General features: G+C 74.9%; 17 protein-coding genes. 10 read left to right on the top strand and 7 right to left on the bottom strand.

The window, feature by feature from the left end; genetic code table 11:
• Window positions 1-301: 301 nt before the first annotated feature.
• A complete protein-coding gene (locus tag ACFRQN_RS19390) occupies window positions 302-1,075 on the top strand; it encodes a hypothetical protein (protein WP_380741312.1) in 774 nt (257 codons plus the stop codon).
• Window positions 1,076-1,229: 154 nt separating this feature from the next.
• Here the strand turns inward: ACFRQN_RS19390 and ACFRQN_RS19395 are convergent, their stop codons facing one another.
• Window positions 1,230-1,493, bottom strand: coding sequence for a dsRBD fold-containing protein (locus tag ACFRQN_RS19395; RefSeq protein ID WP_049655929.1), 264 nt, complete (start codon window positions 1,491-1,493; stop codon window positions 1,230-1,232).
• Between the two features lie 268 nt (window positions 1,494-1,761).
• Between ACFRQN_RS19395 and ACFRQN_RS19400 the strand changes: the two genes are divergently transcribed.
• The gene (locus tag ACFRQN_RS19400) at window positions 1,762-2,772 is read left to right on the top strand and encodes a DMT family transporter (protein ID WP_380741313.1); all 1,011 of its coding nucleotides are present in this window, start codon (window positions 1,762-1,764) and stop codon (window positions 2,770-2,772) included.
• A 6-nt stretch (window positions 2,773-2,778) separates the two neighbouring features.
• A complete protein-coding gene (locus ACFRQN_RS19405; RefSeq protein ID WP_380741314.1) occupies window positions 2,779-3,450 on the top strand; it encodes a DUF6629 family protein in 672 nt (223 codons plus the stop codon).
• Window positions 3,451-3,469: 19 nt separating this feature from the next.
• On the opposite strand, the gene ACFRQN_RS19410 is transcribed toward ACFRQN_RS19405, so the two are convergent.
• A complete protein-coding gene (locus ACFRQN_RS19410; protein WP_380741315.1) occupies window positions 3,470-4,900 on the bottom strand; it encodes an MFS transporter in 1,431 nt (476 codons plus the stop codon).
• Entirely contained in the window at window positions 4,897-5,520 is a 624-nt protein-coding gene (locus ACFRQN_RS19415) for a transcriptional regulator (RefSeq protein ID WP_074004491.1), read from the bottom strand. The genes ACFRQN_RS19410 and ACFRQN_RS19415 overlap by 4 nt, the downstream gene beginning before the upstream one ends.
• A 292-nt stretch (window positions 5,521-5,812) precedes the next feature.
• On the opposite strand from ACFRQN_RS19415, the gene ACFRQN_RS19420 reads away from it, so the two are divergent.
• Window positions 5,813-6,526 carry a sensor histidine kinase gene (locus tag ACFRQN_RS19420; RefSeq protein WP_380741317.1) on the top strand — a complete coding sequence of 238 codons (714 nt, stop codon included), beginning with the start codon at window positions 5,813-5,815 and terminating at the stop codon, window positions 6,524-6,526.
• A gap of 58 nt (window positions 6,527-6,584) precedes the next feature.
• The gene (gene polX / locus ACFRQN_RS19425; protein WP_380741318.1) at window positions 6,585-8,315 is read left to right on the top strand and encodes a DNA polymerase/3'-5' exonuclease PolX; all 1,731 of its coding nucleotides are present in this window, start codon (window positions 6,585-6,587) and stop codon (window positions 8,313-8,315) included.
• Between the two features lie 52 nt (window positions 8,316-8,367).
• Here the strand turns inward: polX and ACFRQN_RS19430 are convergent, their stop codons facing one another.
• Window positions 8,368-9,246 (bottom strand): carbohydrate kinase family protein, encoded by an 879-nt coding sequence (locus tag ACFRQN_RS19430; RefSeq protein ID WP_074004488.1) that lies wholly within the window; start codon window positions 9,244-9,246, stop codon window positions 8,368-8,370.
• Between the two features lie 3 nt (window positions 9,247-9,249).
• Window positions 9,250-10,251: a pseudouridine-5'-phosphate glycosidase gene (locus ACFRQN_RS19435; RefSeq protein WP_380741319.1), complete on the bottom strand. Its 1,002-nt coding sequence runs from the start codon at window positions 10,249-10,251 to the stop codon at window positions 9,250-9,252.
• Between the two features lie 138 nt (window positions 10,252-10,389).
• Here ACFRQN_RS19435 and ACFRQN_RS19440 point away from each other — a divergent pair, with 138 nt between their 5' ends.
• Together ACFRQN_RS19440 and ACFRQN_RS19445 are read left to right on the top strand one after the other, a co-directional pair.
• Window positions 10,390-11,292, top strand: coding sequence for a LysR family transcriptional regulator (locus tag ACFRQN_RS19440; RefSeq protein ID WP_380741320.1), 903 nt, complete (start codon window positions 10,390-10,392; stop codon window positions 11,290-11,292).
• Between the two features lie 243 nt (window positions 11,293-11,535).
• Window positions 11,536-13,200: a peptide-N4-asparagine amidase gene (locus ACFRQN_RS19445; RefSeq protein ID WP_380741321.1), complete on the top strand. Its 1,665-nt coding sequence runs from the start codon at window positions 11,536-11,538 to the stop codon at window positions 13,198-13,200.
• Window positions 13,201-13,543: 343 nt separating this feature from the next.
• Here ACFRQN_RS19445 and ACFRQN_RS19450 read toward each other — a convergent pair whose 3' ends face one another.
• A complete protein-coding gene (locus ACFRQN_RS19450; protein WP_380741322.1) occupies window positions 13,544-14,236 on the bottom strand; it encodes a response regulator in 693 nt (230 codons plus the stop codon).
• An 88-nt stretch (window positions 14,237-14,324) separates the two neighbouring features.
• Between ACFRQN_RS19450 and ACFRQN_RS19455 the strand changes: the two genes are divergently transcribed.
• A complete protein-coding gene (locus ACFRQN_RS19455) occupies window positions 14,325-15,908 on the top strand; it encodes a purple acid phosphatase family protein (RefSeq protein ID WP_380741324.1) in 1,584 nt (527 codons plus the stop codon).
• A 62-nt stretch (window positions 15,909-15,970) separates the two neighbouring features.
• On the opposite strand, the gene ACFRQN_RS19460 is transcribed toward ACFRQN_RS19455, so the two are convergent.
• Window positions 15,971-17,233, bottom strand: coding sequence for a sensor histidine kinase (locus ACFRQN_RS19460; RefSeq protein WP_380741325.1), 1,263 nt, complete (start codon window positions 17,231-17,233; stop codon window positions 15,971-15,973).
• A gap of 160 nt (window positions 17,234-17,393) precedes the next feature.
• Here ACFRQN_RS19460 and ACFRQN_RS19465 point away from each other — a divergent pair, with 160 nt between their 5' ends.
• Both ACFRQN_RS19465 and ACFRQN_RS19470 read left to right on the top strand, forming a co-directional pair.
• Complete coding sequence (locus tag ACFRQN_RS19465; RefSeq protein ID WP_380741326.1) at window positions 17,394-17,975, top strand: hypothetical protein; 582 nt, start codon at window positions 17,394-17,396, stop codon at window positions 17,973-17,975.
• 161 nt (window positions 17,976-18,136) lie between these two features.
• Entirely contained in the window at window positions 18,137-18,931 is a 795-nt protein-coding gene (locus ACFRQN_RS19470) for a (2Fe-2S)-binding protein (RefSeq protein WP_380741327.1), read from the top strand.
• Window positions 18,932-18,960: the final 29 nt, after the last annotated feature.

Consider the following 18,960-nt stretch of genomic DNA (forward strand, 5'->3'; position numbering starts at 1 on the left):
TCAGCCGGACGGGTGTGAGCCAACCGGCCCACACCCGACAACAAGATCAACACCTAGACCAAACGGGTGCCGTACACCGGAATCCTGATAGTCCCGCCCCCACCCCGTTGGTCAAGGATCAACCTGAGTAACGGCGCAGGAAGTCGGCCAGGCGGCAGGATGTGGGACCCCGTTCCGGAAGGGGGCCGGGAGCAGGGACCGGATACAGCTGGCCGGCGGCGCTGGTGGAGGGTTAGGCCACGAGGTGCAGGGGTGGGTGTCGGAGGTGTGGGGGTGCGGGGGGCGTGCGTAGCGTTGCCGGATGACCGAAAGGACGCGGGGCGGCGGGGCGGCGCAGGTGAGTGCGGCTCATGTGATGGCGCCGGCGGTGGTGTTCGCCATTCCGGTGCTGAAGCTGGCGTGGACGCTCGGGGGTGGGGACGCGGCCCGGGACGCGCTGCTGGCGATGGGGCCGGCGAACTGGGTGGACGTCGTCATCGGGATGTTCTTCGCCGAGCCGGTGCTGGCGGTCGTGCTGGCCGCGGTGCTCTCCTACATCGGCTACGCCTACCGGGCCGCTCACGGCGGGGCCGCCCGGCGCCAGGGGCGGGCCCTGGCGGAGACGGCGGCGCGGGCGGCGATCCTGCCGGGGGCGCTCGGGGTGGTGGTCGGGGCGTTCAACGGGCTGTGGTGGGGTGTGGCGGCGGGCGTCCTGGGCTACCTGTTGCGGCTCGGCGTGGTGGCCGAGTACCGGACGGGCGCGCGCTCGGCCGACACCGGCCGGCGCACCGGCCGGACCGCCGTGGCCTTCGGGCCCCGGGCCGTCGAGGCGGTCCGGGTCGCGGCGCTGCTGCTCTCCCTGGTGGTGCTTCCGGTGCTCTCGGTCGTCGCCGCCCTCGACGGCCGGTCCTGGACGAGCGTGTTGATGTGCGACGTCGACACCGGCGCCGGCCCGCAGCGCGCCCGGCTGGTCGAGCTGGACCGTCAGGCTCCGGGTGTCGTCGGCTGGGACGTTCCCGCCCACGAGGTGGTCAGCGGCACCAACTGCGCCACCGACCCGGACGACGTCCTCCGCGCCCCGTGGTGGCGCCGGTAGGCCGACGACCGGACAGGCCGGTCCGGTGACGGCCCTCCTCCCTCCGAGACCATGGCGTACCTTCGCTGGAACGCGCCTCCGTGGGCGCCGTCCACGTCGAGCGCGCGGCCGCCGGGCTGCCCGGAGCCGCTGCGGACCGGGAGGGGCGGCCGGCTCAGTAGATCAGGTAGCCCGGGCGGTGCCCTTCGTCGTCGATCTCCCCGGTCGCCTGGGCCCGCAGCTTGCGGGACAGTTCCTCCAGGGCGCGGGAGGCCGCGACCTCCTCGCCGATCCTGGCGAGCGGACGGTCGTCCGCGCTCTTCACGGACTCGCCGTGCGCGCTCAGGCCGGGCGCCCTGGCGCCGGTCAGCCTGGCGTCACACGCCGTGTGCACGCCGTCTTCCTCGAACCTCAGCTCCACGTCCCACTGGTTGTGCATGCCACACCTCCTGGCGGCGGCCCCCGTCGCGCCTGTCCGGACCGGCACGGACGGTGACCCGTGGCGGCCGCTCACACCAGCGTGCGCCTGCCCTGCCGATGGCGGCAAGCGCTGCCGGAGGGCCTGGTGGCCCGCCCCGTCGCGGGCGTGTCGTGCGATCGGCCCGGGCACCGGCCCGGCGGTAGGCTGACGGGAGCGGCCGCGACGCCCGACCCACCTCTCGGACTCGTCGGCGCGGCGCGGGCAGCGACAACCTGGTGGTCCCTCCGTGGCGGTCTTCCTCCTCGCTCTCAGCGCGGCCTGCTGTCTGGGGCTCGGCTTCGTCCTCCAGCAGCACGCGGCTCAGCAAGCCCCGCGCTCCGATCTGCTGCGCTGGCGGCTGCTGCTGGACCTGATGCGGATGCCGCAGTGGCTGCTCGGCACCGGGTTCATGGTCAGCGGGCTGATCCTCTCGGCGTTCGCGCTCAACCAGGGCGAGGTGTCGCTGGTCGAGCCGCTGCTGGCCACCAATCTGATCTTCGCGATGGCCCTGGCCCGGGTGCTGACCCGTCAGACCCTGGGCCGTTCCGGCTGGGCCGGGGTGGCGCTGCTGGCCCTCGGGGTGACGGCCTTCATCGTGGCCGGGCGGCCGACCGGCGGGGGGCCGCCCGCCGGGGAGCTGCGGCACTGGCTGGTGGTGGGCACCGTGGTCGGGCTGGTGGTGCTGCTGGTCTCGCTGGCCCGTCGGCTGCCGCTGTTCGAGGAGGCGACCCTGCTGGCGCTCGCCGCCGGGCTGCTCTACGGCCTCCAGGACGCGCTGACCCGGACCACCACCCAGCGCCTCGACCACGAGGGCCTGGCCGCGGTGCTGCGCAGCTGGCAGCCGTACGCGGTGGTGGTGGCGGGGGTGGTCGGGCTGCTGCTGGTGCAGAGCGCCTTCGAGGCCGCGCCGCTGCGGATGTCCCTGCCGGCGCTGACCGCCGCCCAGCCGCTGGCCGGGATCGCCTGCGCGGTGGGTTTCCTCGGTGACCGGTTGCGGGTGACCCCGGGGGCGTTGGCGTGGCAGTCGGTCGGGCTGTTGGCGATCGTGATCGGGGTGATCGTGATCGGCCGCCATCCGGCGATGCCCGGGACCGCACGCGACACCCTGGAGAGCATCGGGGCACCACCGGAGGACGAACCCGGGGAAGAACCCGGGGAAGAACCCGGGGACGAAGCCGGGGACGAACCGGAGGACAAGGCCGGGGACGGAGCGGAGCAGGGGCCCGAGGGGGACGACCGCCCCGGGAGCACCGGCTAGGCCACGATGTGCTGGAACGCGCAGGCGGACGCCGTGGCCGGTGGGCTGGTCGCGGTCACGGGCGTGGCGTGTGTGGTCCGTGCCCGTCGGGCCGGCCGGCCCGAGCGTTTGCCACTCGCCGCGCTCCCCCTGGTGCTGGGCGTGCACCAGCTGATCGAGGCGCTGGTCTGGCTCGGTACGGACGGCGGGCTGCCGGACGGCCTCGCCGGAGCGGCCCGCACCGCCTGGGCGGTGGTCGCCCTGCCGCTGCTGCCCGTCCTGGTCCCGGCCGCCGTGTGGTGCGCCGCCGTTGGACCGCGCCGACGGGTGCTCGCCGCGCTCACCCTGCTCGGTGCGGCGGTCGCCGTCCCGCTGGCCGTGGCCGTCGGCTCCCATCCGGTGACGGCCGCCGTGCACGGCCACACCCTGGGCTACGCGGTCGGCATCCCGTACCCGGCCCTCCTGCTGGCCGGTTACCTCCTCGCCACCGTCGGCTCCCTCCTGGTGAGCGGCGACCGCCTGCTCCGCCGTCTCGGTCTCGTCACCGGTGCGGGCGCCGTCGTCTGCGCCCTGCTCTGGCACCTCGCCTTCGTCTCCACCTGGTGCGCCCTCGCCGCCCTGGCCAGCCTGTTGCTGCTCCACTGGGCGGGCCACCGCCCGGCGGATGAGCCCGGCCCGGTCACCGATCGGGCCCGCTAGCCACGCCCGGGGGGGCGGCTTACGCGCTGCGCGCCGGTTCCGGCTCGACGGCCGCGTCGGCCGCGTCGCCCACACCGCTCGCGCCGGCCACGCTGTCCGCTCGGCCCGAGCCGCCACGGAGGCGGTCCATCTCCCGCCACTCGGGGCGCAGCCCGGCCAGCGTGGTGGTCGCGAAGTACAGGGCGCCGGCCGCGATCAGGCTGGGTATGAGGCCGACCGTGGCGACCGCCGCACCGGCGACCAGGCCGCCGAGCGGGATGCCGGCCCAGGCGAGGGAGTCGCCGAGGGCGTGGACGCGGCCCAGCAGGTGGCGGGGCACCCGCTCGAAGAGCACCGCGCCGAGGATCGGGTTGAGGAAGCCGGAGCCGAAGCCGCCGATCGCGAAGACCGTGATCACCAGCCACATCGGCGCGCCGAGGGCGAGCACCATGAAGCGCGGTGCGCCGCACAGCAGGAAGCCGGTGAAGAAGACCGTCCGTCGGGGCAGCCGGGAGGCGACGGCCGCCGCTATCAGGCTGCCGACGACCGCGGTGGCACCCATGGAGGCGGCCAGCAGGCCGATGGCGGCCGGTCCGTTGCCGGACTCCCGCGCCCAGACCGGGACGAGGACGGTGATGAACCCGGCATCGATCAGGTTGGTGATGCCGATCATCACGATCACGGTGAGCAGCAGCGGCTCCGAGCGCAGGAACGTGAAGCCCTCGCGGAACATCCGCCAGTAGCCCGCTGGCTGCTCCTCCCCGGACGCGTCAACGGCCGGATCGGCGGACGGATCGGCGGACGCGGCAACGGCCGGATCCGCGGCCGTGGCGGGCACCGCCGGGCGCCCCATGCCGCGCGGGAGCGCGACCGCGATGATCAGCGACCCGAGCGCGAAGGTGACCGCGTTGATCGCCAGCCCGGCCAGCGGGCCCATCAGGGCGACCAGCCCGCCGCCGACCGCCGGCCCGATGGTGGAGGCCAGCCGCTCGGTGACGCCCGACAGCCCGGTGGCGCGCTCCATCGGCACCCGGGCGTGGTCGGCCGCCTCCGGGACCATGACGGACTTGGCCAAGTCCCCCGGGCCGCGCATCGCCCCGATCACCGCGACCATCACCAGCAGCACCCAGAACGGGAGCAGCCCCTGCGCGTGCAGCAGCGGGACCAGCCCGGCCGCGACGGCGCTGACCGCGTCCGTCGTCCAGGACACCACGCGCGGCCCGAGCCGGTCGACTAACGGGCCCGTCAGCGCCTTGACCGCCACGTACGGCGCCATCTCGGCGAACGCGACGAGGCCCGTCATGGTGGCGCTGCCCGTGGTGGCCAGGACGAACCAGGGCAGGGCGATGGCCGAGACGCGCGTGCCCGTCACGGAGACGGCCATGGCCGTCAGCACCCCGGCCAGTGGGCGGAAGCTGCGCCCCGGCGCGTCGGTGGCGGTAGCAGCGGTGGCGGCGGTTCCGGTGGTCATGCGGTCTCCCCCTCGCTTGCGGTGGCGGTGGCGGTCGCGTCCGGCAGGAGGTGGACGACGACGGCCACCTGCTCGGTGCCCTCCGGCGCGGGCCCGCCGTGGTCGATCTGCCGGTAGCGCCGGACCACCTCGAACAGTTCGCCGGACAACCGCTCGGCCTCGGCGGGCGTGAGCTGCAGGACCCGGTCGCTGAGGTCCGTCACCCGGCGCCACTCGCGCGGCATGGTCTCGAAGGCGTCCAGCGTGCGCTGGGCGGTCTGGGTGTGCGCGGCCAGGACGGACCGCAGGAAGCCGGCGGCCGTGTCAAGCTCGTCGTCCGCCATGTCGTCCACCGTCCAGACGGTGAGCGGGTGGGCCGAACGCCACCACCGCTCGCGGGCGTTGCCGCGCTCCTCGTCCTCCTCGACGAAGCCCGCGGCGGCGAGCTGGCGCAGGTGGTAGCTGGTGGCTCCGGAGTTGAGCCCCAGCTGCTCGGCGAGCCTCGTCGCCGTGGACGGGCCGTGCTTGCGCAGGAGCCCGACCAACTGCATCCGCACGGGGTGCGCCATCGCCCGCATGTTCTTGGCGGTGATGGCGATGTGCGGGTCGTCGCTGTGCTTCCAGCCGCGTTCTTCGGTCATGGCAGGAGACTAGAACCCCAAAGAGTTCTTTGCAAAGGGTTTTTTGCGAAAGATCTTTTGCGAAGAAGTCCTTGCGGTTACTCGATCCGCAGTAGGCCACGCCTCCGGGCCCCGCCGGTCGGCGGGTGCCCGGCCGGCCGCTCGGCGGGGGCCCCGGAGCGGACCGCGACCCGGAGCGGGATTGTCACCCGGGCGGCCGAGGCGCACGCTGGCAGGAAGGGCCCGGAAGCCGGCCCACCCCGGTCGGCCGCGGATTCGATGACGGCCGCCGGGGAGCACGAGGGGCAGGGCGATGGCACGCGGGAGGCTCTGGGGCTACGTCGCGTCGGGAGCCAAGGCGCTCGGCGCGTTCGGCGGCACCGTGGGCGCGGTCGGCACCGGGCGCCGGGGCGGGTCCGGACGCGTGGGCGCGGCGGCGCCGGCCGGGGCCGAGGAGGGCCCCGGCCCGTACTCGCCCGGCGCGATGGCCGCGCCCAGGGCGCTCGACCGCACCGAGCTGGAGCGGCTGCGGTGGACCGGCCGGCAGGCCGGCTGCGAACCGATGGCCCGGCACGTCCAGGTGGCCGACGTGGTCCGCCGGGTGGTGCGCGGCGGCGGACGGGCGGCGGCCGTCACGGTCCGGGTGGCCCCCGGGCTCCCGGTGGTGGCCGGGGACGCCCGCCGGCTGGAGGCCGTCCTCGCCGGGCTGGTCGACCACGCGATCCGGCGCAGCCCGCTGGGCGGCCGGGTGCTGGTCCGGGCCGACGTGGCGGGCGGCGCGTCCGCGCTGCGGGCGCCCGGACGGACGGCGGCGACCCGCGCCCGGGTGGAGGTCCGGGTCTCCGACCGGGGCGCCTACGAGCCGCCCGAGGCGCGCGAGCGGCTGATCGCGGGCGTACGGGCGGACGGCCCGGTCGGGCCCGCCCTGCACCGCCTGGTGGTGGCCGCGGGCGGGCGGCTCGCGGTGGAGCCCACCCCCGGCGGCGGGCTGACCATGGTCCTGCTGCTGACCGTCGCGTACGACTGACGGAGTACACGAGGAAGTACACCCGGCGCCCCCACCCCACCGACCCTAGACTTGCCCCATGCCCCGGCTCAACGACCAGGTCAGGGAGCTGCTCCAGGAGTACGCCGACCTGATCAACATCACCGGCGGGGACGCCTTCCGGGCCCGCGCCTACGAGAAGGCCGCCCGCGCGGTCGGCGGCCACCCCGAGGACCTGGCCGGCCTGGACGTCAAGGGCCTGCAGCAGATCCCCGGCGTCGGCAGGTCCACCGCCGAGAAGATCGCCGGGTACCTCGCCACCGGGACCATCCCCGCCCTGGAGGCTCTGCGCGCCGAGGTCCCGTCCGGCGTACGGGAGATGACGGCCGTCCCCGGGGTCGGGCCCAAGCGCGCCCTGGCCCTCTACCGCGACCTCGGGATCGCCTCGGTGGACGAACTCGCCGCGGCCGCCCGGGCCGAGCGGCTCGCCGACCTGCCCGGCTTCGGCGAGCGCAGCGGCGAGCGGATCCTGCACGGCATCGAGCTGATGCGGCAGTCCGGCGGCCGCACCCTGCTGGACACCGCCACCGAGCTGGCCGAGCAGCTGGTCGCCGCGCTCTCCGCCGTCCCCGGCTGCACCCGCTGCGCGTACGCGGGCTCGCTGCGCCGGATGCGCGAGACGGTGGGCGACATCGACGTGCTCGCGACCGCGGCGGACTCCGCCCCGCTGATGGCCGCGCTCACCGAACTCCCCTACGTCGCCGAGGTGATCGGCAGCGGCGGCACCAAGACCTCGGTCCGTACCACCCAGGGCGTACAGGTGGACCTGCGGGTCCTCCCGGAGGAGGACTGGGGAGCGGCGCTGGTCTACTTCACCGGCTCGAAGGCGCACAACATCCGGCTGCGCACGATGGCCGTCCGGGCCGGGCTGAAGCTCTCCGAGTACGGGCTGTTCGAGGTGGACGGCGGCGCCAAGGTGGTCTCGGAGACCGAGGAGGAGGTGTACGCGGCGCTCGGCCTGCCGTGGATCCCGCCGCCGCTGCGCGAGGACCGGGGCGAGATCGAGGCCGCGCTGGAGGGCGGACTCCCGGACCTGGTCCAGGAGTCCGACCTGCGCGGCGACCTGCACTCCCACACCGACCTGACCGACGGGCTCGCCACCCTGGAGGAGATGGTCGACACCGCCGCCGCCCGCGGCTACTCCTACTTCGCCGTCACCGACCACGCCCCGGACCTGGTGATGCAGCGGATGACGGACGAGAAGATGCTCGCCCAGCGCGAGCAGTTGCGGCAACTCGCCGACCGGCACAAGAAGTTGCGCCTGCTGCACGGCACCGAGCTGAACATCGGCCCGGACGGCGGGGTGGACTGGCCACCGGAGTTCCTGGCCGGCTTCGACGTCTGCGTGGCCTCCGTGCACTCGCACTTCGCCCTGGACCGGGCCGCCCAGACCCGTCGGCTGATCCGCGCCTGCGAGAACCCGTACGTGCACGTCATCGGACACCTCACCACCCGCCGGATCGGCCGGCGCGGACCGATCGACGTCGACCTGGACGCCGTGTTCGAGGCCGCCGCGCGCACCGGCACCGCGATCGAGATCAACAGCTCCCCGCAGCGGCTCGACCTGCGCGACGAGGACGTCCTGCGGGCGAGGCGGCACGGCGTGCGGTTCGCGATCGACAGCGACGCGCACGCCACCGGCCAGCTCGGCTACCCGCGCTACGGCATCGGCACGGCGCAGCGCGGCTGGCTCGCCGCCGAGGACGTGGTCAACACCTGGACCTGGCAGAAGCTGAAGCACTTCCTCCGCAAGGACGCGGTGCCCAGGTAGCCCCGGGCAGACCCGCCGCCGACGGGCCCGCCGAAGGGCACCCGCCGAACCGTCACTCCCCGCCGAAGGAGGCCCCGGGCGAGGCCAGCACCCGGGCCGCGCTGCGGTGCCCGAGGCCGGCCGCGCGCCCGAGGTCCCCGGTGTCCAGGAAGCCGGCCAGGAACCCCGCCGCGAAGGCGTCCCCGGCCCCGGTGAGGTCGCGCACCTCCGCCACCGGCGGCACCGGCACCATGACCAGCGGCTCGCCCGGGACGTCGACGGCGGTCGCCTCGGCGCCCGCCTTGGTGACCACCGTGGTGGCCGCCAGCCGGGCCCGCTCCGGCCCCGGCAGGCCGCCGACCAGCAGTCCGAGGAACGCCGACTCGGAGCGGTCGGCGAACACGAAGGTCGGCGCCAGCCCGGCCAGCAGGACCAGGAAGCGCTCCCGACCGAAGCGCTCCAGCATCCCGGTCGAGGAGGCGTCCACCGAGGTGGTGCCGCCCGCCCGCCGGACCCGGGCGAGCGCGTCCACCGCCGTACCGCCGACCGGCTCGCCGTCGAAGGAGTAGGCCGGCACGTGCAGGTGGGTCAGTCCGGCCAGCCAGGCGTCCGGGACCCGCTCCAGCAGCGTGGCGGCGCCCCGGTCGGGCAGCATGGTCCGCTCGCCGCCCTGGTCGATCAGCACCACGACGCTGCCGGTCCGGCCGCGCCGGGAGACCCGTACGTCGACGCCGTGGCCGGTCAGTTCGGCGACGACGCCGTCCCCGACCGCGTCCTCGCCGACGCAGCCGAGGAAGCGGGCCGGGTACTGCCCGGCGGCGAAGCAGGCGACGTTGGCCGCGCTGCCGCCGCGCCGCCGGAAGACCCGGGCGCCGGAGTCGGTGCCGTGCCGCAGCGGGCCGTCGGCCCAGACCACGATGTCCTCGACGAGGTCCCCGAGTACCCCCAGCACGGCTCAGGCCCCGGTCTCGACGGCGCCCGCCGAGGCCGCAGCACCCGCCGCAGCAGCACCAGAGGCACCGGAGGCACCACCGGCCAGCGCCGTCGCGATCTCCCCGCCGAGCCGGACGTTGCCCCGGTACACCTCGACGTTGACGTCCAGGCTGCGCCCGCCGGTGTCCCGCTGGATGAAGTCGAGCAGGAACGGCGTGGCGGCGTTCCCGGTGACGCCCTGCCGCTCGGCCTCGGCCCAGGCGCGGGCCAGGATGCCGTCCAGTTCCTCCGGCGGCAGCTGCTTGGCCGGGTCGACCGGGTTGGCGATCAGGACGGCCTGCGGCAGGCCGAGCCGGTCGCGGGCCTCGATCACCCCGGCGGCCTGCTCGGGCGACTCCACGCTGAAGTTGATCTCGTGGCCGGAGTCGGTGACGTAGAAGCCGGGGTACCTGCGGGTGCGGTAGCCGATGACCGGGATGTTGTACGTCTCGAAGCGTTCCAGGGTGGCCCGGATGTCGAGGATGGACTTCACGCCCGCGCTGACCACGGTGACCGGGGTGGCGGCCAGGGCCGTCAGGTCGGCCGACTCGTCGAAGCTCTCCGAGGCGCCGAAGTGCACGCCGCCGAGGCCGCCGGTGGAGAAGACCCGGATGCCGGCGCGGTGGGCGAGGAAGGCGGTGGCGGCGACGGTGGTGCCGCCGTGCCGGCCGAGCGCGGCGACCACCGGGAGGTCGCGCACGCTCACCTTGTCCAGGCCGTCGGCGGCGGACAGTTCGGTGATCTGTCCGGTGCTCAGCCCGACCGTGGGCACCCCGGCGTGCACCCCGATCGTGGCGGGCACGACGCCCGCCGCCCGCAGCTGCCGCTCCGCCTCCAGCGCGACGGCCAGGTTGCGCGGCCGCGGCAGGCCGTGGGTGAAGATGGTCGACTCCAGGGCGACCACCGGCCGGCCGTCGGCGAGCGCCCGGGCGACCTCCTCGGAGACCTGGACGGCGGGAGCGGCGGGGGGAAGAAGTCCGGTCATGATGCGAACTCTCTGTGAGGCTGCCGCTGCGGTGGGGCAACGTGCTGCTCAGCGTATGGACGGTTCACATCGGAATCCAGAATGAGTACTGAGGTTTCTGATAGGCCATCACCTATTGGTTCGTCTACCCTGCCACCCATGGGTTTCACCTTGCGCCAGCTCCAGGTCTTCCTGACCGTCGCCGAGACGCTGCACTTCGGGCGGGCCGCCGAGCGGCTGCACATCTCGCAGCCGACGGTCAGTCAGGAGGTCGCCCGGCTGGAGCGGACCGTCGGCGTCGAGCTCTTCGACCGCAGCCGCCGCTCGGTCGCGCTCACCGAGGCCGGCGAGGTGATGGCCGCCGAGAGCACTCTGCTGCTCCGGCAGGCCGAGACGCTGCTGACCCGGGTCCGGCTGCACGAGGAGTCCCGGCTGGGCACCGCCCGGATCGTCGCCTCGCCGAGCGTGGTGAACCGCCTGCTGCCCGCCGTGGTCAGCCGGGCCGAGCAGGAGCTGCCCGCGCTCGACACCGCCGAACTGGCCGTGGACACCGGGCAGGTCTCCGCCACCCTGGCCGCCGAGCTGGCCGACATCGGGCTCGGCCGCTTCCTGGACGAGGTGGACGGCTACCGGCTGGAGCGGATCGCCGACGAACCGGTGCTGGTCGCGCTCGGCCGGGACCACCCGCTGGCCCGCCGGAGCAGCCTGCGCCTGGCCGAACTGCGCGACCTGCCCCTGCTGTTGTGGCCGCGCGAGCAGCACCCCCGCTACTACGACCACGTGCTCGGCCTCTGCGCGGAGCACGGCGTGGACCCGCCGGTGCTGGTCAGCCCGCCCCGGATCGTCGGCTCCCGGCTCTACCTGCTCGCCCGCAACCGCGCCTTCTCGCTGGTGCCCGGCTCGATGACCGGCCACCTCACCGAGGACGTGGCCACCGTACGGCTGGAGGGGCGGGCCGCGCTGCCGCTGGAGATGCAGTGGCGGGCGGACGACCGGCGGCCCCGGCTGGCCTCGCTGCGGGACCTGATCCGGCAGGAGGCCGCGGAGTTGGAGGACCGCTGACCCGACGCACTCCGCGACCGGCCCGACCCGACCCACTCCCTGACCGGCGCGACCCGACCCACTCCCTGACCGGCGCGACCCGATCCACTCCCCGACCGGCGCGACCCGACCCGACCCACCCGCCGGCCCGGATCCGGTCGGCGCGAATCCTTGACGCTGGCATGCCACCCCCGAAAGGATTCCCGGATCATCCGACCGGCCCGCGGCACCCGCCCGCGGGCCGCCCGACCCCGGGAACCCGCCTTGGCCCTGCGCCCGTTGCTCCGCCGCACCGCCGGTCTGATCGGCGCCGCCGTCCTCACCCTGGCCGGCACCCTCACCGCCGCCGCCCCGGCCCACGCCGACTTCGGCACCGACTACCACGACCCGGTCACCGCCACCAAGCCGCTCACCCGCCCCGACACCCGCTCCTGCACCGTCGAGGTGATGCACGAGCGCGAGTTCCGCAACGGGTACGGCAACCCGCCGGACACCCCGTACAACGCCACCCTCGCCCCGCCCGCCGACTGCGCCGGCCCCTGGTCCGCGGTGGTCATGGACCTCCACGGGCAGGTCGCCGGGCGGCAGTTCGACCGGATCTTCAGCGTCCGCGTCGGCGGCGTCCAGGTGCTGCTCTCCTCCACCCCGGAGCCGTCCAAGGACGGCATCGCCTGGAACGTCGAGCACGACGTCACCCGCTACGCCCCGCTCTTCGCGGGCGGCCCGCAGGAGTTCTCCTTCGACCTCGCCAACGTCACCGACGCCACCTACACCGGCGTCTTCACGATCAGCGCGAAGCTGACCTTCTACACCGCGGACGCGCACTGGCCGGCCGCCCGCTCCGCCGACCGGCTGCTCACCACCGGCCCGTTCGGGCTCACCCAGGCCGCCCCCGCCGCCGGGCGCGACCTCGTCTTCCCGCAGAACCTCGAACGCCTCACCGCCGAGGTCTACGCCCGGGGCGGCGGCGCCTGCGAGGAGTTCGCCTACGCCTCCGCACCGGACGCCTTCGCCGCCGCCAACCCCGGCAGCGGCATCTGCGGCAAGGGCCCGTTCCGCGAACTGCGGCTCACCGTGGACGGCCGGGTGGCCGGCGCGGTCTGGCCGTACCCGGTGATCTACACCGGCGGCTGGGACCCATTGCTCTGGCGGCCCGTGCCCGGCGTCTTCGCCTTCGACCTGCCCGCCTACCGGCTCGACCTCACCCCGTACGTCGGACTGCTGCTGGACGGCCGGCCGCACAGCGTGGGCGTCACCGTGAACACCGCCGAGGCGCAGAGCAACGACGTCTGGACCGGCCAGGTCAACCTCTTCGCCGAGACCGACCACGGCGCCGCCCGCACCACCGGCCAGCTCACCGACCACCGGGTCGCCCCGGAGGCCACCGTCGCCACCGACCTCGCCGACCACGGCGGCGGCAGCGGCGACTGGACGGTCACCGCCGCCCGCGACGACCTCGCCCGGGGCTGGGTGCAGACCTCGCACGGCCGGATCACCACCGAGGTCCGCGACGAGCTCGCCTTCCGCTCCGCCCAGCGACTGCGCGACGGCGGCAACGACGTGACGCTGCACAACGGCACCGACCTCACCCGCACCACCGCGACCTGGGGCGGCGGCCCGCACCGCACCACCACCGTGCACGAGGGCGAACCGCTGGACGTCAGCTACCGGGTGAGCCGCGACGCGGCCGGGAACACCGACCAGACCACCGCCATGGAGCTCGGCTACCACCGCGAGGCCACCGCGGCGACCGGCGGCCACGTCACCGAGCGCTCCACCGTCGACCGCACCCTGCGCCCCACCGCCCGGCGGCACGACGGGGACCGCACCGTCCGGACCGGCGGCAGCACGGAGGAGTACCGCAGCACCGGGCCCGACGGGCCGTACCAGCGGACGCTGACCTTCGTGGACGGCTGGCCGCGCTCCTGACGGAGGTCTCGTCGCCCGACAGTCCCGCCAGCCGATTAACCCCGGATTGCCCGAGTTGCGAAAATTGGTTGGATTCATACCGTTCACCCCTGGTGCACAGCCCGCAGGAGGCGCATGATGGGAGATGGACCTGCGAGGTAGCTGAAGGAGTTCGACCGCAGGAGGCAGTGGCGACGGATCGAGACGGATCAGGGTCCGACGCTGGATGACTACCTCGGTCGACGATCGAACTACCGGCCGGAGGACGTCACGTCCGGAGGCCACCCCCACCTCGTAGGTTCCGCGCGTCCACGGAGCATCCCCTCGGCCCCGTGGGCGCGCACCCGTCTCCGCGGCACCCCTGCTACCGCTCCTGCGCCGCCCAGCCCATCTCCCAGGCGTGCACCGCGATCCCGACCCGGTTCGCCACCCCGAGCTTGCGCTGGATGCTGGCGACGTGGGTCTTCACCGTCCCCGGCGAGATGAACAGCTCCGCGGCGATGTCCGCGTTGGTGCGGCCCGCCGCGACGTGCCCGGCGATCTCCACCTCCCGCTCGGTCAGCGGCACCACCGGCGCCGGCCGCCGCCGCTCCGGGCGGCGCGGCGCCGTCACGTGCCGCAGCAGCCGGACGGTGACCGACGGGCTGATCAGGCTCTCCCCGTCCGCCGCCGCCCGCACCGCCTCGGCCAGCAGCGACGGGCCGGAACGCTTCAGCAGGAAGCCGGACGCCCCGTGCCGCAGGGCCGGGTACACGTACTCGTCCAGGTCGAAGGTGGTCAGCACCACGACCCGCACCGGCTCCGCCACCCCCGGCCCGGCCAGCCGCCGGGTCAGCTCCAGTCCGTCCATCCGCGGCATCCGGATGTCCACCAGCGCGACGTCCGGCCGCAGTTCGGCCGCCAGCTCCAGCGCGGCGAGCCCGTCCGCCGCCTCGCCCACCACCTCGATGTCCGGCTGGGCCGTCAGGATCCGCCGCACACCGCGCCGTACGGCCTCCTGGTCGTCCGCGATCAGGGTGCGGATCACCCGCGGGCCGTCGCCGTTCGTCCTCGTCACGCCCAGCAGTGTGACGCACGGGTGACGGACGGGAAAGTTCACGCGGCGGACCCGGCTCGGTTCACCTTCGTCCGGTGGGCTGGCCGCCATGAACGATTCCAGTGGACGTCTCCCCGTCAGCAGGCGCGGGCTCCTGGCCGGGGCGACCGGCGTCGGCCTCGGCGGTGCCGTGTCCCTCTCCGGCGTCTCGGCCGCCCCCGCCGCCGCCTCCCCGGTGCTCTGGCAGCGGCCGGACCGCTCCGGCGCGCCGCGGGTGGCCGGCCTCCACCTCCAGTTCGGCTCGGACGCCTCCCGCGAGGTGGTGGTCTCCTGGCACACCACCCGGTCCGTCGGCAACCCCCGGGTGGTATACGGGACTTCGAACGGCGGCTTCGGCCGGACGGTCCAGGCCGCGACCCGCACCTACCGGGACGCCGCGTCCGGCACCGAGGTCCAGACGCACCACGCCCGGCTGACCGGCCTGCGCGCCGACACGGACTACGTCTACGCCGCCGTCCACGACGGCACCACCCCCGAACTCGGCACCGTCCGCACCGCCCCGCGCGGCCGGTCCGCCTTCACCTTCACCAGCTTCGGCGACCAGGGCACCCCGACCCTCGGCAAGAAGACCGCCAACGGCTACGTGAACGACAACCTCGGCAGCCCCGCCGCCGGCGACACCACCGCCGGGGTCGAGCGGATCGCCCCGCTGTTCCACCTGCTCAACGGCGACCTCTGCTACGCGAACATCGCCACCGACCGGGTCCGCACCTGGTCCGACTGGTTCGAGAACAACACCCGCTCGGCCCGCCACCGCCCCTGGATGCCCGCGGCCGGCAACCACGAGAACGAGAAGGGCAACGGCCCGATCGGCTACGGCGCCTACCAGGCGTACTTCGAGCTGCCGGACGCCCGCTCCGACGCGGAGACGCGCGGCCTGTGGTACTCGTTCACGGCCAGCTCGGTGCGGGTGATCAGCCTCAACAACGACGACGTGGCCTACCAGGACGGCGGCAGCAGCTACGTCCACGGCTACTCCGGCGGCGCCCAGCAGCGCTGGCTGGAACGGGAGTTGATCGCGGCCAACGCGGACCCGGGGATCGACTGGATCGTGGTCTGCATGCACCAGGTGGTGATCTCCACCGCCGACAAGTTCAACGGCGCCGACCTCGGCGTCCGCGAGGCCTGGGTGCCGCTGTTCGACAAGTACGGCGTGGACCTGGTGGTCTGCGGCCACGAGCACCACTACGAGCGCTCGCACCCGATCCGCGGCCAGCAGCCGACCGACACCCGCACCCCGATCCCGGTCGCCACCGGCACCGAGACCATCGACACCACCAAGGGCACCGTCCACATGGTCATCGGCGGCGGCGGCACCTCGGCCCCGTCCAACCAGCTCTTCTTCAGCCCCGCCAAGGCCCGGGTGATCACCGGCGTCGGCGCCGTCGACCCGGCCACCGGCAAGCGCCCGCCGGTGTACGTGATCGAGGACGCCCCCTGGTCCGCCTTCCGGGACGCCGACAACCCGTACGGCTTCGCCTCCTTCGACGTCGACCCGGGCGGACGCAACGGGCAGACCACGATCGGCGTCACCTACTACTCCGTCAGCGGGCCGTACGGGGACCTCGTCCCGGTCGACCGCTTCACCCTGACCCGCCCCCGCGGCACCCGGGGCGGCGGCCGGGGCCACTGAGCGCGACGCACCCGGAAGCGGGGCAGCCCTGCCGCGCCGGCCGACGCCGCAGGGCGCGTGCCTCAGCGACCCGGCAGGGAGCAGCTGACCCGCCAGCCCGCGGGTATGCCCGGGCCGGCGGTCAGCGAGCCCCCGTGGGCGGCGGCGCGGGCGGTGAGCCCGGCCAGGCCGGTGCCGCCGGCGCCGGGGCGGCGGCGCAGCAGCGGCCTGCGGGACGGGCCGCCGTCGTCGGTGACGGTCAGCTCGACCGCGCCGTCCGTGCCGGGGGCCACCCGGACGATGACCTCGGTGGCCTGCGGCGCGTGCCGACGGATGTTGGTGAGGGCCTCCAGGACGACGGCGTACGCGGTCGCCTCGGCCTCGGCGGAGAGCCGGCCGGCGGTCTCGGGCGCCAGCTCGGCGGTGGCGCGCGGGGCACCGGCGGTGCCGCCGGCACCGGTGGCGCCGAAGCGGGTGACCAGTTCGGGGAGGTCGGCCAGGCCCAGCCGGCGGGTGGTCGCGCCGTCGGACTCCTCCTCCCGATCCGGCGTCTCGGACCGGCCGTCCCGGCCGCCCTCTCCGCCCGGCTCGCGCAGGGCGCCGACCATCTCGTCCATCGAGTCCAGCGCCCGCAGCCCGGCCTCCTCCAGGCGCCGCAGCAGTACGGCGGTCTCCTCCGGCTCCTGGTCCGGGAGTTGACCGGCCTGGGCCTCCAGCACGATGCCGGTGATCTCGTGGGCGACGAAGTCGTGCAGCCCCCGGGCCACCTCCAGCCGCTGTTCGCGCCGGGCCCGGGCGACCGCCCGCTCCCGTCGGGCGTCCAGGACCCGCAGGTAGAGGGCCGCCCCCGCGACACCGAGCAGCGGCAGCAGCGAGAGCAGCACCCCGACCACCGACCAGGCCGCACCGCCCTGCGGCGTCCGCAGGGAGAACCGCAGCGGCAGCAGCACCGCCGCGAGCCCGAGCAGTCCGCCGACCGGGCCGACCCGGCGGTCGGACAGCCCGCGGACGGCCCGGAAGAGCAGCCCGAGCAGGGCGAGCCACTCGAACGGCAGCCAGAACGCGGGCAGCCGGTACGGCCCCGGGTAGACCAGGTCGACCAGCAGCGAGGCCCCGGCCACCGCACCGACCGCCGCACCGAGCGTGATCCGCCCGGCGGGCCAGGGCAGCAGCGCCACCACCGCGGCGAACGCCGCCGTCAGGGCGAGCAGCGCGGCCGCTGCCCGGGCGTCCGGTTGCGCCAGCAGGACGGGCGCCAGCAGGGCGAGCGCGGAGACGGCGGCGAGCGGCCGGCGGATCCGGGCGGAGCGGGGTCGGGCGGAGCTGGTTCGGGCTTCGGTGCGCACCCACCGAGCCTAGGGGGCAGCTCTCCCGGGGGAGGCCGGTTCCTTCCCGGGGAGGAGCGGCCCACCGTCAACTCCCCTCCGCAGCGGGAGGTCCGCGCGGCCGGGCGGAAGCATGCTGAGTGGCACCGGAACGACCGAGCCCGAAGGAGAACCCACCCCCATGAACCGCCGCCTCGCCACCGCCGCCGTCTCGCTCCTCCTGCTGACCGCGACGGCCGCCGTCGCCGCACCGGCCGCCGTCGCCGCACCGGTCCCCGCCGCACAGGCGTCCGCCACGGAACCGGCCGACCCCGCGGGCGGCTTCGGACCGGTGAGCGTGCGCGGCACCGGCAACACCGTCCTCACCACGGCCTTCCAGGGCTTCGAGGGCGACCCGGTGCAGATCTCGGTGGACGCCCGTACTTCCACCAACACCGATCCGCGCGGCACCGCGGGCCACTTCCACGTCCGTCACGTGCACACCGACGGCCGGCTGGTCGCCGACTTCGAGGGCGACATCACCTGCCTGGCCGTCGGCGGCCGGGAGGCGATCGCCACCGGGGTGATCACCAGGAGCGAGGCGCCGTGGTTCCCGGGCCTGGAGCTGACCGGTCAGAAGGTCGCGCTCTCGGTGGAGGACAACGGGCGGCGCGGGGACCGGATGGGCTGGGTCTGGGGCGTGTTCGGCCAGCCGGTCTCGGACTGCCAGGGCACGGTACCGTTCATCCGCACGACCAGTGGTGACTTCTCCGTGCGCGGCTGACACCCGGCCGACCAGGCCTTCCCGGGCCGCTCGGGTCCGACCGGGGCGACGCGCATGGTCGCCCGAGCACCCGCAGACCTGGAGGCCCCGATGCCCCTCGACCATCCGACCACCCCGCCGCGGGCGGGTGCGGGGTTCAACGACCGCACAGGGGACGGCCGTTGAACCCCGCACCCGGCCTTCGGCCGCCGGACTACGCCCGACTCGCCGCCGTCGGGCCGTACTTCGCGCTGGACACCGCACCGGCCGACCGTCCGCCCGAGGGCTTCCGGCCGCTGGCCGAGCTGTACGGCACCGGGCCGGACGCGCCGTTGGCGGCGCGGCTGCGGGTGGTGGCGCAGCGACTCGGCACCGACGAGCCCCGGGTCGCCGCCTCGATCCTGCACCTGGGACTGGCCGCCCGCTTCTGGTCGGTGGGCCTGGGCTCGGCCGTCCTGCTGGGGACGGTCCCGACCCTGGAGCACGCCTGGGTGCGGATCCCGGACCAGGGCCCGCTCGGCCTGTGGACCCCGCCGGAGCCCGTCCGGCCGCCCGCCGTTCCGTCCGCCGTTCCATCCGCCGTTCCGTCCTCCGGGACGGCCGCCGGGCCGACCGCCGGGACGCTCGCCGACCAGCTGCACGAGGCCGTCCTGCTGGGCCAGTTGGAGCCGCTGGCAACGGCCGTACGGGCGGCCGCCCCGCTCTCCCGCCGCCTGCTACTCGGCAACGCCGCCTCCGCGCTGGCCGGGACGCTGCGGATCCTGGACGCCCATGCGCCGGTCGCCGCAAGGGCGTTGGTGGCGGAGTTGCTGGACCGTCCGCCGCTGGCCGGGTCAGGTACCCTGCGCACCGGGCCGCGCGGTACGGCGTTCCGCCGGAACAGCTGCTGCCTCTACTACCGGCTGGGCCCGGGCGCCGGTCTCTGCGGGGACTGCTGCTTCAGCACGCCGCCCGGCCGCGGGAAGCGGAACGGCTAATACCTTCACAAATGAAGGTCATATCGGCT

The sequence above is a fragment of the Kitasatospora sp. NPDC056800 genome, assembly GCF_042789775.1.
In the GTDB taxonomy this organism is placed as follows: Bacteria; Actinomycetota; Actinomycetes; order Streptomycetales; family Streptomycetaceae; genus Kitasatospora.

Bases quoted from the DNA above. Each gene is read 5' to 3' on its own strand.
- ACFRQN_RS19390 (WP_380741312.1), top strand. From the start codon at position 302: ATGACCGAAAGGACGCGGGGCGGCGGGGCGGCGCAGGTGAGTGCGGCT.
- ACFRQN_RS19395 (WP_049655929.1), bottom strand. From the start codon at position 1,493: ATGCACAACCAGTGGGACGTGGAGCTGAGGTTCGAGGAAGACGGCGTG.
- ACFRQN_RS19405 (WP_380741314.1), top strand. From the start codon at position 2,779: ATGTGCTGGAACGCGCAGGCGGACGCCGTGGCCGGTGGGCTGGTCGCG.
- ACFRQN_RS19410 (WP_380741315.1), bottom strand. From the start codon at position 4,900: ATGACCACCGGAACCGCCGCCACCGCTGCTACCGCCACCGACGCGCCG.
- ACFRQN_RS19415 (WP_074004491.1), bottom strand. From the start codon at position 5,520: ATGACCGAAGAACGCGGCTGGAAGCACAGCGACGACCCGCACATCGCC.
- ACFRQN_RS19420 (WP_380741317.1), top strand. From the start codon at position 5,813: ATGGCACGCGGGAGGCTCTGGGGCTACGTCGCGTCGGGAGCCAAGGCG.
- polX (WP_380741318.1), top strand. From the start codon at position 6,585: ATGCCCCGGCTCAACGACCAGGTCAGGGAGCTGCTCCAGGAGTACGCC.
- ACFRQN_RS19435 (WP_380741319.1), bottom strand. From the start codon at position 10,251: ATGACCGGACTTCTTCCCCCCGCCGCTCCCGCCGTCCAGGTCTCCGAG.
- ACFRQN_RS19440 (WP_380741320.1), top strand. From the start codon at position 10,390: ATGGGTTTCACCTTGCGCCAGCTCCAGGTCTTCCTGACCGTCGCCGAG.
- ACFRQN_RS19455 (WP_380741324.1), top strand. From the start codon at position 14,325: ATGAACGATTCCAGTGGACGTCTCCCCGTCAGCAGGCGCGGGCTCCTG.
- ACFRQN_RS19465 (WP_380741326.1), top strand. From the start codon at position 17,394: ATGAACCGCCGCCTCGCCACCGCCGCCGTCTCGCTCCTCCTGCTGACC.